This is a genomic window from Bacillus sp. GMs2/2 (assembly GCF_050172095.1).
Classification (GTDB): Bacteria; Bacillota; Bacilli; order Bacillales; family Bacillaceae_G; genus Bacillus_A; species Bacillus_A cereus.
This window is the reverse complement of record NZ_JBNLYE010000119.1, coordinates 1-12286: the sequence shown is the minus strand read 5'-3', so window position 1 is coordinate 12286 and position 12286 is coordinate 1. Positions and strand designations below refer to the sequence as shown.

Genomic DNA, 12286 nt, shown 5'->3' with positions numbered 1-12286 from the left:
GGAGTGAAGATAATGAACATTGCAAAGTTAATTGACCATACAATTTTAAAAGCTAATACTACTAAAGAAGATGTTATGAAAGTAATTGAAGAAGCAAAGGAATATAAATTCGCTTCTGTTTGTATTAACCCAACATGGGTAAAATTAGCGGCTGATGAACTAGCTGGACATGATGTAGACGTTTGTACTGTAATCGGTTTCCCATTAGGAGCAAGCACGACTGAAACAAAAGCATTTGAAACAAAAGATGCTATCGCAAAAGGTGCAACTGAAGTTGATATGGTAATCAACGTAGGCGCTTTAAAAGATGGCGACAACGAACTTGTTGAAAAAGATATTTATGAAGTAGTACAAGCAGCAAAAGGAAAAGCTCTTGTAAAAGTAATCATTGAAACTTGCCTATTAACAGATGAAGAGAAAGTACGCGCTTGTGAATTATCAGTAAAAGCTGGTGCTGACTTCGTAAAAACTTCAACTGGATTCTCAACTGGCGGAGCAACTGCTGAAGATATCGCATTAATGCGTAAAACAGTAGGACCAAACGTTGGTGTAAAAGCATCTGGTGGCGTTCGTACACGTGAAGATGCAGACAAAATGGTAGCTGCTGGAGCTTCTCGCGTTGGAGCAAGTGCTAGTGTTGCAATCGTATTAAATGATGCAAAAGGTGCTACAGATAACTACTAATCATTAATGAAGTCAAAAGCAATAGATACACAAAGTAAAGTGTATCTATTGCTTTAATAATTGAAAAAAATGTAAGCGGATACGAATGGGAGGAGACGGCTTATGAAATACTTAATCGGTGTTTTAGGCCTCGTATTGATTTTAGGTATCGCTTGGCTTGCTAGTAATGATAGAAAAAAAGTCAAATATCGCCCAATCATAACGATGGTTATATTACAATTCATTTTGGGATTTTTATTATTAAATACAAGTGTAGGGAATATATTAATTAGTGGAATAGCAGATGGTTTTGGAGAGTTATTAAAATATGCTGCTGACGGTGTGAATTTTGTATTTGGTGGATTAGTAAATCAAAAAGAGTTTTCGTTCTTTTTAAGTGTATTAATGCCAATCGTATTTATCTCGGCACTAATAGGTATATTACAACACATTAAAGTATTACCTATTATTGTGAAATCTATCGGTTTAGCATTAAGTAAAGTAAATGGAATGGGGAAACTAGAATCATATAATGCAGTTGCTTCTGCGATTTTAGGACAATCTGAAGTGTTTATTTCAGTTAAGAAACAACTAGGGTTATTGCCAGAGAAAAGAATGTATACATTATGTGCATCTGCAATGTCTACAGTTTCTATGTCTATCGTTGGATCATATATGGTGTTATTAAAACCACAATATGTTGTAACCGCTTTAGTGCTTAACTTATTCGGTGGCTTCATCATTGCTTCTATTATTAACCCGTATGAAGTTACTGAGGAAGAAGATATGTTAGAAGTGCAAGAAGAAGAGAAAAAGACTTTCTTTGAAGTATTAGGTGAATACATTATAGACGGATTTAAAGTTGCCATTACAGTAGCAGCTATGCTAGTCGGTTTCGTTGCTCTTATCGCATTCATCAATGCAGTATTTAAAGGTGTAATTGGTATCTCATTCCAAGAAATCCTTGGTTATGTATTTGCACCATTTGCATTTATTATGGGTGTGCCTTGGCATGAAGCAGTTAATGCAGGAAATATTATGGCAACAAAATTAGTATCAAATGAATTTGTCGCTATGACAGATTTAGCACAAGGAAACTTTAATTTCTCAGATAGAACGACAGCGATTATATCTGTATTCTTAGTTTCATTTGCAAACTTCTCTTCAATTGGAATTATTGCAGGGGCAGTTAAAAGCTTAAATGAAAAGCAGGGGAATGTAGTGGCAAGATTTGGTTTGAAATTACTATTCGGTGCAACGTTAGTAAGTTTCTTATCAGCAACAATCGTTGGCTTATTATTTTAATAGATTCGTATAATATAAAAAGGAATGGTGATTGTAATGAGAATGGTAGATATTATTGCAAAAAAACGTGACGGCAAAGAATTAACGACTGAAGAAATCAAATTCTTTATTAATGGATATACAGACGGAAGTATTCCTGATTATCAAGTGAGTGCACTTGCAATGGCAATCTTCTTTAAAGATATGACAGATCGCGAACGTGCAGATTTAACGATGGCGATGGTTGAGTCTGGTGAAACGATCGACTTATCAGCAATTGAAGGAATTAAAGTAGATAAACATTCAACTGGCGGTGTTGGTGATACTACAACATTAGTATTAGGACCATTAGTTGCTGCTTTAGATGTACCAGTAGCAAAAATGTCTGGTCGTGGTTTAGGACATACAGGCGGAACAATTGATAAATTAGAAGCGGTAGAAGGATTCCACGTTGAAATTACGAAAGAGCAGTTCATTGATATTGTAAACCGTGACAAAGTAGCTGTTATTGGACAAACAGGAAACTTAACACCTGCAGATAAAAAGATTTATGCATTACGCGATGTAACAGGAACGGTTAACTCAATTCCTCTCATTGCAAGTTCAATTATGAGTAAAAAAATTGCAGCAGGTGCTGACGCAATCGTACTTGATGTAAAAACAGGTGCTGGTGCATTTATGAAAACAGAAGAAGATGCAAAAGAATTAGCACATGCAATGGTACGTATCGGAAATAATGTAGGACGTCAAACTATGGCTGTTATTTCAGACATGTCACAACCGCTTGGTTTTGCTATTGGTAACGCTCTAGAAGTAAAAGAAGCGATTGATACGTTAAAAGGTGAAGGTCCAGAAGATTTAACAGAATTAGTACTTGTATTAGGTAGCCAAATGGTCGTACTTGCGAAAAAAGCAAATACGTTAGAAGAAGCTCGTGAAATGCTAATTGAAGTGATGAAAAACGGAAAAGCAACTGAGAAGTTTAAAGAGTTCTTAAGCAATCAAGGCGGAGATAGCTCAATTGTAGACAATCCAGAAAAAATGCCACACGCGAAGTATGTAATTGATGTACCTGCAAAAACTTCAGGTGTTATTTCTAACATTGTTGCAGATGAGATTGGTATTGCAGCTATGTTACTTGGTGCAGGTCGTGCAACGAAGGAAGATGAAATCGATTTAGCAGTAGGATTAATGTTACGTAAAAAAGTTGGCGATGCAGTAAAAGAAGGCGAGCCATTCGTAACAATCTACGCAAATCGTGAAAATGTAGAAGATGTAAAAGCAAAAATTTATGAGAACATCTCTATCGCTGAAACAGCAGTGGCTCCTAAATTAGTTCATACAGTTATTACTGACTAATCATCATTTCATTTACTTTGAGGGGGAAATAATATGGGTAAGAAAAAATATATTGAAGAAGCAAACAAGATGTTATCGAAAGCGTATATTCCGTATTCTAAATTTCCTGTTGGCGCAGCGTTAGTTACGAAAGAAGGGAAAATCTATACTGGTTGTAATATAGAAAATGCTTCTTACGGTTTATGTAACTGTGCAGAAAGAACAGCAATATTTAAAGCAGTATCAGAAGGTGAGCGCGATTTTAGTTACTTAGTTATTACAGGAGAAACTGATGGACCGATTTCACCATGTGGTGCGTGTAGACAAGTAATTGCTGAATTCTGTGATCCGAAAATGCCTGTATTATTAACGAATGTAAAAGGTGATGAAAAAGAAGTGACTGTTGAGCAGTTACTGCCAGGTGCTTTCTCAATAGAAGATTTAAAATAAATTGAAAAGCCATTCTACAATTATTATTTGTGGAATGGCTTTTTTATTTTCAAAAATTGAATGTAATATTTTGTTCATACTCCGTTCATAAACTTTGCTTAAAATAATTGCAGCGAATATAGAAAGTTTACAACAGGAGGAATAGAATGAAGAAATTATATAATGCGGCATTTATTTACTTAATTATTGGTTTATTATCAGGTGTATTTGCAAGAGAGTATTCGAAAGCACAAGGAATTAAAGGATCCACAATGTTGCAATTAGTGCATACACATGTATTAGTGCTCGGTTTTGTATTCTTTTTAATTGCTTTAGCCTTATGTAAAGTGTTTCATGTACAAGAAACAAAGAGCTTTTGTGCATGGTTTGTTGTTTATAATGTAGGAGTAATCTTTACTATTGCTACAATGCTATGGAGAGGTCTTCTACAAGTAAATGGAACTGACTTTTACGGTTTAAGCCATATGGCTGGATTAGGTCATGTTATTATAAGTGTCGGGCTCGTTTGGTTTATGATTTTGCTCAAAAAGTCTTTTAAATAGATAGGAGTGGGAAGAGTATGATAGCACTTTTATCAAGTATTTTAGCGGTTTGTATGGCTGTTGGTGTCATGTTTTTGCGCTTTAAAGCAGCGAAAAAGCCGGTAACGAAAAAGAAAATTATATTGCCGCCAATTTTTATGAGTACAGGCGCAACGATGTACTTTTTACCAGAGTTTCGATTAACATCGTTAGAAATAGTTGAGGCAATTAGTATAGGGCTTATCTTTTCTATTTTTCTTATTAAAACAACTAAGTTCGAAATAAAAGGCGAACATATATTTATGAAACCGTCAAAAGCATTCATATTTATTTTAGTAGGCTTATTAGCTGTACGCGTGGCATTAAAGTCATATTTAAGCCAATCAATTGATTTGGCAGAGTTAAGCGGCATGTTTTTCTTACTTGCATTTGCGATGATTGTGTCGTGGAGAATTGCAATGTATCGCTCGTTTACTAAATTAAAAAAGACAATAAAAAGAGCTGGAATTTCTATATAGGAAATCCAGCTCTTTTTATGTTTTATTAGAATTCTTTAGCTCGGAACTCATTTGCTTAATTTTAAACGTATTTGAGCATCTTGTAATGCAGCAGGTGTAACGTTAAGACCATTTTGATCAACAATTTTTGTGTTTAATAAAATGGAATCTAAGCTTCCACGAAATGTTTGTGTATAGTTTTGGCGCAACATTTGTTGTTCTTGTTTTTCATCAACTGTTAATCCATTCGCTTTTTCTTTTTTTGACAATTCGTTAATACGGAATAAAATGTTTTGCATTTTGTTCACCTCTTATTTAAATTTAAATTAGTAACTTACTAATTTATAGTTATTGTAACTTGTTTGGTTGCCTGTGTCAATACTATCTAAAATTTAGTTAAAAATTGACGAAAAATTATAACAATAATAGAATGAAGTGTATTGAATAATTAGTTTCACAATTATACATAAAACGCTAGGGGGATTATCATGAAATCAACATTTTTTGCTCAAAATAGAGAACGATTAGCAAACACATTACCAGAGGGGTCTATTACGATTTTATTTGCGGGACAAGCACCGCATATGTCAGCTGATGCACATTATAAATTTGTACCGAATCGTAATTTTTACTACTTAACGGGAATCGATGAACCAAATGTTATTTTTATGCTGAAAAAGGTTGGAAGTAGTGTTGAAGAAACACTTTTCATTGAAAAGTCAGATCCAGTAATGGAAAAATGGGTCGGTAAAACAGTTTCTAACGAAGAAGCAGAGAAAATTTCAGGTATAAAGAAAGTTGTATATTTAGATAGCTTTGAAAAGACAATGTCAAATATACTTTTTACAGAAAATGCGAAGCATCTATATTTAGATATAGAACGTCGTGATTGGAATGGTACGGAGACAAAAACATTAGCATTTGCTAAACATGTAAGAGAAAAATACCCACACGTAACAATTGGTAATGTATATCCGAACATTTGTGAATTACGAGTATTTAAAACAGAGGAAGAAATTGAAATTATTAAAGAAGCGATTGCTATAACGAAAGACGGTATTTACAACGTACTTAAGCATGCAAAAGCAGGCATGATGGAGTATGAATTAGAAGCACAATTTGATTTTACACTGAAGTCATCTGGCATTAAGTACCATGCGTTCAATACAATTTTGGCGAGTGGGAAAAATGCTACAGTTCTTCATTATGAAGATAATGATGCACAAATTCAAAATGGTGACTTAGTATTACTAGATTTAGGTGCTCAAAAAGACTACTATAACGCTGATATTAGTTATACATTCCCGGCAAATGGAACATTCTCTAGTCGCCAAAAACAAATTTATAATATTGTATTAAAAGCATTAAAAGAAACAACAGAGATTATTAAGCCAGGATTAAAGTTCGCTGCATTAAATGAGCATACAAAAAAGGTACTGGCAGAAGAGTGTAAAGCAATTGGTTTAATTCAAGAAGATGAAGAGTTATCAAAATACTATTATCATGGTGTCAGCCATTTCCTTGGTTTAGATACACATGATGTAGGAACATATAAAGATAGAGTGTTAGAAGAAGGTATGGTTATAACAATTGAACCTGGTCTTTATATTGAAGGAGAATCAATTGGAATTCGTATTGAAGATGACATTCTTGTAACGAAAGACGGGTATGAAAACTTGTCAAAAGATATCATTAGGGAAGTTGAAGAAATTGAAGAATTTATGAGTGTAAATAATGAACATGTAAAAGGAAACCAAGCTGTAGTAAAATAATAAAAGAGTCATCACTAATTTATTTGAACTTTATCTCGAATCGTGGACAATTAAAAAATCCATGATTCGGGATAGGGTTCTTTTCTTCGAAATACTAATCTTTAATTATTAATCCTAATAAAGTAGCAAACTGAACAGCTTGATATGTCGATACTTTACATCCTCTTAAATCGTTCACTGAAACTGTAAGTGTATCAAAGGTAGAAGAACTAATATCTATCCCCTTCAGTGATGTCTGATCAAAATTAGCTTCATCAAGACTACATAATTGGAATTCAACTTTTTTAAGTTTACAGTCAAAAAAATCTGCATTATTTAATGAAGTTTCATTGAAGATGATTTTTTCTAGTTTAGAATTTCCAAATGCCGCTAAATTCAAAATTGAATTCTCAAATTTAACATTTCCTAAGCTAGATCCTGTGAAATTTACTCCGATTAATTTACTGTTTTTAAATTCGACTCTGTGAACAGAAGAATTGCTTAAATTAACATTTGATAAATCACAGTTTTCAAAACAAACATCTGTAATATCAATATTGCTAAAGTCTGTATTAGTAAACTTACAGTTTTTTATAACCGCATCATATAACCGCACTCTATCTACAGATTCATTTTCGAAAGTGGAGTCTATAATTTCACACACTTCCAATGTTGGATCTTCTTCATAAAAAATATCTTGAAAATTCTTTGAAGATAACTCTGGTGAAATTTTTGGTCTATCAATTTTCATCGTATATCAATCCTCTTCTATTTGATATATTTGTGTAATTTGAGTCCATTGTCTGTGAGGAACATTAGTTCTTATTATACAGAAATCTAAGTTCTTTTGTGAAGAGCATTTTAGCTACATTTTTCTTATTTAATAATAGCAGTGTTATTGTTTCTTAAGAAATAACGTCAAAACAAATACGAGAACGGCTAATATAGTCGCTACAAGGAAAGCATTTTGTATTACTAAAATATTCGTCTCTTGTAATGTCTCCGCTTTTAGTAATTTTCCAATTAGCTTACGTAAGATCTAATTACATCTCCTTATTTTCTTGAAAATCAACTTCTATAATGATTTTGAAAAAGAATAAGGAGGGATTGTCCATGAAGCGAGTTGTATTAGCAGCCGTTACTGTCTCTGTAATATTTTTAATTGCTGCCTGTTCTGTGACGACAAATACAACAAATGATCATAAAAATATGAATGATAACAAAACACTACAGACTGAAACAGCTACAAAACCATTGAAGGTTGAAAAAGGGCCAGAAGTTACTTTAATAGCGAAAGAAGAAAAGCAAAAATTAAGTAACGGTGTTATTGTTCCAGTCTGGACATTTAATGGCTCATCTCCTGGTCCAGAAATTCGAGTGAAAAAAGGTGAAAAGGTGAAAGTGACATTAAAAAATGAATTATCTGCACCAGTATCTATTCATTGGCATGGATATCCTGTCCCAAATAACATGGATGGAATTCCGGGCGTGACACAAGATGCAGTTGAACCAGGAAAAAGTTTCACTTACGAATTTGAAGCGAACGTACCAGGAACGTACTGGTATCACTCGCATCAAGATTCTGTAAATCAATTAGATAGAGGTTTGTATGGAGCGCTCATTGTAGAGGATACAAAGGAAAAATATGATAAAGATTACACATTACTGTTGGATGAATGGGTTACAGATAAAGAAGAAATTAAAAAGCAGTTAAAAGAAATGACAAAAGGGCAAATAGGTAATAAATCTAAAGGTGATGAAAATACGAAAAAGAATGATGATAAGAACGGCATGGATCATTCTGGTATGGACATGGGCAGTGATCAAAAAGACTCTGGCAATATGGCAGGAATGGACCATGGAAATATGAAGATGGAAGGTCATGATATGAGTATGTATGATTTATTCACAATCAATGGAAAAAGCGGTGATTTAGTAGTGCCATTGAAAGTGAATAAGGGAGATAAAGTTCGTCTTCGACTTGTTAATGCTGGTTATCTATCACATGATATACATGTTCACGGTCATGATATAAAAGTAATTGCGACAGATGGTCAACCAATAAACAATCCAAAAGTTATAAAGGATAAAGTAATTTCAATCGCACCGGGTGAACGTTATGATATTGAATTTACTGCTAATAATCCTGGGAAGTGGTATGTTGAGGACCATTCAAAAAATAAAGGTGCAAAAGGAATGAAAGCTGTTATTGAGTATGATGGCAGCAAAGAGATGAAAGATAAAGCAGATGAAAAGGGAAAATTAGCGAAATTAGATATGACGAAATATGGTGCTAAAAAATTAGGTAGTTTCACGTTAAATCAAGAGTATACTGCCACATATAATATGGACTTAAATACGCAAATGAATGAAAATGAAATGGTATATACAATTAACGGAAAGGTATTTCCGGATATTGACCCAATTCAAGTAAAAAAGGGTGATTTAGTAAAAGTGAAATTGGTAAATCGTTCTAAAATGGATGATCACCCAATGCATTTACATGGTCACTTCTTCCAGGTGTTGAGTAAAGATGGAAAACCGATAGAAGGTTCTCCAATTGTAAAAGATACATTGAACTTAAAACCAGGAGAAGAATATGAAGTAGCCTTTGTAGCAGACAATCCCGGTGAGTGGATGTTCCACTGTCACGACCTACATCATGCTTCAGCAGGGATGGTAACGGAAGTGAACTATACAGATTATAAATCTGACTATGTTCCAAACCAAAACATTCCTAATAAGCCAGAATAATAGGAAGCAGTTATCCTATGGATAGCTGCTTATTCATTTTTGTTGCAAGTACTAATTTATATGTTGATTATGCCCAGGTGAAGGTGCAGGAGTATGATGTGGGAATGTCGCGAATACGGCAACGATAATTACTACACTAATTGAAAGTAATAACAAAAAACGCTGTTGGATAAAAGTAGAAAAGTTCTCCGATAACAATTGAATCACACAGGACATAGTAATCGTTATAGTAAGTAAAAGGCTAATGAACAATATACTATGAGCTTGTTGAGCGTTTAACATTTCTGTAATCATTGCTCCCATCATACTTGCCATTAATCCAGAGAACAGTCCTTCTAAAGCAGTATATAGGTGAAAACGTAGACCCACTAAAAAACCGATAAAACCACTAATTAAAATAGCAAGTAAAGTAGAATATAGTAATTCCCCCTTAAAGAGAATGCCTAAATAAAAACCAATACTTAAACCGATACTCATACTAAAAGACATAATAAATACCATATACTCCATTAGGGTACCCTTACGTTTAGAAATATTGGATGCAATAAGAATTGAGGTACAGCAAAGTGTTAAGGTAGTTAACGTATAAGCAAACATTATGATACCTCCTTGTCCTATCGTTCATTTCATCATATGTGTACTTATGATAATTTATATCTGCATATTATCTGCACAATTTCATAGATGTAAGCAAAGGAACGCTTGATTTTTTAGGGCGTCTTTTTTAATTGTAAGCATGTGAAAGAAATTGTTATATTATGAGTTTCTATTGTGAAGCCATAAAGAATAAGCGTATAATATTATAGGTCTCACATTTGCGAGACAAACCGCGAATGATAAATAAGATTGTTGTTTTATCATCGCTTCTAAACATATAGACAATGAAAGTAACACTGGAATACAGATAGGGAGTTATAAAATGAAATTAATTATTGCCGAGAAACCAGATCAAGGGTTGGCTCTTGTTTCACAGTTTAAATATCGCCGGAAAGATGGATATTTAGAAGTAGAAGCAAATGAGTTATTTCCAAATGGAGCGTACTGTACATGGGCAATTGGTCATTTGACGCAGTTATGTAATCCAGAGCATTATCACGCAGAGTGGAAAAAATGGTCACTTAATACATTACCGATGATTCCAGAGCGTTTTCAATTTGAAGTAACAAAGTCAAAGTATAAGCAATTTAACGTTGTGAAACAGCTGTTACATAATCCACAGGTAACAGAAATTATTCACGCAGGCGATGCTGGGCGTGAAGGGGAACTAATCGTACGAAATATTATTAATCTTTGTAATGTGCAAAAGCCGATGAAGCGTCTATGGATTTCGTCTTTAACGAAGCAAGCTATTTATCAAGGGTTTAAAAATTTACTTGATGAATCAGATACAATTAATACGTATTACGAAGCATACACAAGATCTTGTGCTGACTGGGTTGTTGGTATGAATGCATCACGTGTGTTTAGTATTTTGCTAAAGAAAAAAGGAATGAATGATGTATTTTCTGCTGGTCGTGTCCAAACACCAACGTTAGCATTGATTGTAAAGCGTGAGAAAGAAATTGAAAACTTTAAGTCAGAGCCTTTCTGGGAAGTGTTTGCAACCTTTAATATAGAAGGAAAGAAATATGACGGGAAATGGGAGAAGGATAATGAATCCCGCTTAAAAGACCCTGATATGGCGAATAAAATTGCGGCATTTTGCCAAGGGAAACCGGCTGTTGTGAAGGAAATGAAAACGGAGCGTAAAGAGTTTCAGCCGCCGCTTTTATTCAACTTATCATCACTGCAAGCAACGGCAAATAAAGCCTTTAAGTTTTCACCGAAAAAGACGCTTGATATAACGCAAGCACTCTATCAAAAAGGGATTGTTTCTTATCCACGTTCAGATTCTAACTATGTTACTCAAGGAGAAGCAGCGACTTTCCCTGATATTTTACAGAAGTTAAGTCAGTTTGATGAATATAAAGGCTTATTACCGGCACCAATTGAATCCATTATGAACAATAAGCGTTATGTGAATGAAAAGAAAGTAACAGATCACTACGCAATTATTCCGACAGAGCAAGTTACAAACCCAAGCAGACTATCAGGTGATGAAAAGAAAATATACGATATGATCGTAAGAAGGCTTATTGCAGCTCATTATGAAGTTGCAATCTTTGACTATACAACGATTGTAACGCTTGTAGATGAACGTGCTGAATTCATTTCAAAAGGAAAACAGCAAATTCAAGAAGGTTGGCGTAAAGTTATTTTCCAAGACGATAAAGATGACGAAACCATTCTTCCAATTGTAGCTGAAGGTGAAGAAGGAAAAGTTGTAAAGGTGAAAGTGAAAGAAGGAAAAACACAGCCACCGAAGCGTTATACAGAAGGACAACTTATTACGTTAATGAAAACAGCTGGTAAGTATTTAGAGAATGAAGAGCTAGAGAAGGTATTGAAGAAAACAGAAGGTTTAGGTACGGAAGCGACCCGCGCAGGGATTATTACGATGCTGAAAGACCGTAAATATATAGATGTAAAGAAAAACCAAGTGTATGCGACTGATAAAGGAAAAGTATTAATTACCGCAATTGGTGACAAAATACTAGCTTCACCGGAAATGACTGCGAAATGGGAACAACGTCTTGCGGAAATTGGTGAAGGTACAGCTTCACCAGCAACTTTTATGGAACAGACGAAAAAGCTATCAGCTAAAATTATTGAAGACGCAGTGGAAATGTCTGAGAAGTGGGATTTCACGGGACTACATGTTGAATCGATTGAACGAAAAGGATCGAAATTTACAACGGGTAAAAAGGTTGGTAGCTGTAAAAAATGTGATGGCGATGTAATTGATAAGTCAACGTTTTACGGTTGTTCTAACTATAATACAACGCAATGTGATTTCACCATTTCAAAGAAGATATTAAGTAAAACAATTTCGCAAAAGAATATGACAAAGCTCTTAAAAGGTGAAAAGACTGATTTAATTAAAGGTTTTAAAAAGGGCGAGAAAACGTTTGATGCGAAATTAGAGTGG

Annotated in this window: 12 protein-coding genes; 9 read left to right on the top strand and 3 right to left on the bottom strand. The window is 34.2% G+C overall.

What is annotated here, in order from left to right:
* The first annotated feature begins 12 nt into the window (after positions 1–12).
* The 6 genes from deoC to ACQGS6_RS15695 all read left to right on the top strand — a co-directional run bounded on the left by deoC (position 13) and on the right by ACQGS6_RS15695 (position 4774).
* Positions 13–684: a deoxyribose-phosphate aldolase gene (gene deoC / locus ACQGS6_RS15720; RefSeq protein WP_001017441.1), complete on the top strand. Its 672-nt coding sequence runs from the start codon at positions 13–15 to the stop codon at positions 682–684.
* A gap of 102 nt (positions 685–786) precedes the next feature.
* Positions 787–1968, top strand: coding sequence for a NupC/NupG family nucleoside CNT transporter (locus ACQGS6_RS15715; protein WP_000876192.1), 1182 nt, complete (start codon positions 787–789; stop codon positions 1966–1968).
* A gap of 36 nt (positions 1969–2004) precedes the next feature.
* Positions 2005–3306: a pyrimidine-nucleoside phosphorylase gene (locus tag ACQGS6_RS15710; RefSeq protein ID WP_061139437.1), complete on the top strand. Its 1302-nt coding sequence runs from the start codon at positions 2005–2007 to the stop codon at positions 3304–3306.
* A gap of 33 nt (positions 3307–3339) precedes the next feature.
* Positions 3340–3735 carry a cytidine deaminase gene (locus ACQGS6_RS15705; protein WP_000516778.1) on the top strand — a complete coding sequence of 132 codons (396 nt, stop codon included), beginning with the start codon at positions 3340–3342 and terminating at the stop codon, positions 3733–3735.
* 146 nt (positions 3736–3881) lie between these two features.
* Positions 3882–4277: a DUF2871 domain-containing protein gene (locus ACQGS6_RS15700; protein ID WP_000737863.1), complete on the top strand. Its 396-nt coding sequence runs from the start codon at positions 3882–3884 to the stop codon at positions 4275–4277.
* 17 nt (positions 4278–4294) lie between these two features.
* On the top strand, positions 4295–4774 hold the full coding sequence (locus ACQGS6_RS15695; RefSeq protein WP_000561046.1) for a CcdC family protein: 480 nt from the start codon (positions 4295–4297) through the stop codon (positions 4772–4774).
* A 47-nt stretch (positions 4775–4821) separates the two neighbouring features.
* On the opposite strand, the gene ACQGS6_RS15690 is transcribed toward ACQGS6_RS15695, so the two are convergent.
* Positions 4822–5052: a DUF896 domain-containing protein gene (locus ACQGS6_RS15690; RefSeq protein WP_001179612.1), complete on the bottom strand. Its 231-nt coding sequence runs from the start codon at positions 5050–5052 to the stop codon at positions 4822–4824.
* Positions 5053–5241: 189 nt separating this feature from the next.
* Here ACQGS6_RS15690 and ACQGS6_RS15685 point away from each other — a divergent pair, with 189 nt between their 5' ends.
* Positions 5242–6525 (top strand): aminopeptidase P family protein, encoded by a 1284-nt coding sequence (locus ACQGS6_RS15685; RefSeq protein WP_000842970.1) that lies wholly within the window; start codon positions 5242–5244, stop codon positions 6523–6525.
* A gap of 94 nt (positions 6526–6619) precedes the next feature.
* Here the strand turns inward: ACQGS6_RS15685 and ACQGS6_RS15680 are convergent, their stop codons facing one another.
* Positions 6620–7255, bottom strand: coding sequence for a pentapeptide repeat-containing protein (locus ACQGS6_RS15680; RefSeq protein WP_000687273.1), 636 nt, complete (start codon positions 7253–7255; stop codon positions 6620–6622).
* 362 nt (positions 7256–7617) lie between these two features.
* Here ACQGS6_RS15680 and ACQGS6_RS15675 point away from each other — a divergent pair, with 362 nt between their 5' ends.
* Positions 7618–9258 (top strand): multicopper oxidase family protein, encoded by a 1641-nt coding sequence (locus tag ACQGS6_RS15675; RefSeq protein ID WP_030025079.1) that lies wholly within the window; start codon positions 7618–7620, stop codon positions 9256–9258.
* 51 nt (positions 9259–9309) lie between these two features.
* Here ACQGS6_RS15675 and ACQGS6_RS15670 read toward each other — a convergent pair whose 3' ends face one another.
* A complete protein-coding gene (locus ACQGS6_RS15670) occupies positions 9310–9855 on the bottom strand; it encodes a hypothetical protein (RefSeq protein ID WP_000458530.1) in 546 nt (181 codons plus the stop codon).
* A gap of 322 nt (positions 9856–10177) precedes the next feature.
* Here ACQGS6_RS15670 and topB point away from each other — a divergent pair.
* Positions 10178–12286: DNA topoisomerase III (gene topB, locus ACQGS6_RS15665; RefSeq protein WP_426965290.1), on the top strand; the 2109-nt coding region annotated here is incomplete at its 3' end.

Excerpts from the sequence above, each read along its gene's own strand:
- deoC (WP_001017441.1), top strand. The coding sequence starts at position 13 with ATGAACATTGCAAAGTTAATTGACCATACAATTTTAAAAGCTAATACT.
- ACQGS6_RS15715 (WP_000876192.1), top strand. The coding sequence starts at position 787 with ATGAAATACTTAATCGGTGTTTTAGGCCTCGTATTGATTTTAGGTATC.
- ACQGS6_RS15710 (WP_061139437.1), top strand. The coding sequence starts at position 2,005 with ATGAGAATGGTAGATATTATTGCAAAAAAACGTGACGGCAAAGAATTA.
- ACQGS6_RS15705 (WP_000516778.1), top strand. The coding sequence starts at position 3,340 with ATGGGTAAGAAAAAATATATTGAAGAAGCAAACAAGATGTTATCGAAA.
- ACQGS6_RS15700 (WP_000737863.1), top strand. The coding sequence starts at position 3,882 with ATGAAGAAATTATATAATGCGGCATTTATTTACTTAATTATTGGTTTA.
- ACQGS6_RS15695 (WP_000561046.1), top strand. The coding sequence starts at position 4,295 with ATGATAGCACTTTTATCAAGTATTTTAGCGGTTTGTATGGCTGTTGGT.
- ACQGS6_RS15690 (WP_001179612.1), bottom strand. The coding sequence starts at position 5,052 with ATGCAAAACATTTTATTCCGTATTAACGAATTGTCAAAAAAAGAAAAA.
- ACQGS6_RS15685 (WP_000842970.1), top strand. The coding sequence starts at position 5,242 with ATGAAATCAACATTTTTTGCTCAAAATAGAGAACGATTAGCAAACACA.
- ACQGS6_RS15680 (WP_000687273.1), bottom strand. The coding sequence starts at position 7,255 with ATGAAAATTGATAGACCAAAAATTTCACCAGAGTTATCTTCAAAGAAT.
- ACQGS6_RS15675 (WP_030025079.1), top strand. The coding sequence starts at position 7,618 with ATGAAGCGAGTTGTATTAGCAGCCGTTACTGTCTCTGTAATATTTTTA.
- ACQGS6_RS15670 (WP_000458530.1), bottom strand. The coding sequence starts at position 9,855 with ATGTTTGCTTATACGTTAACTACCTTAACACTTTGCTGTACCTCAATT.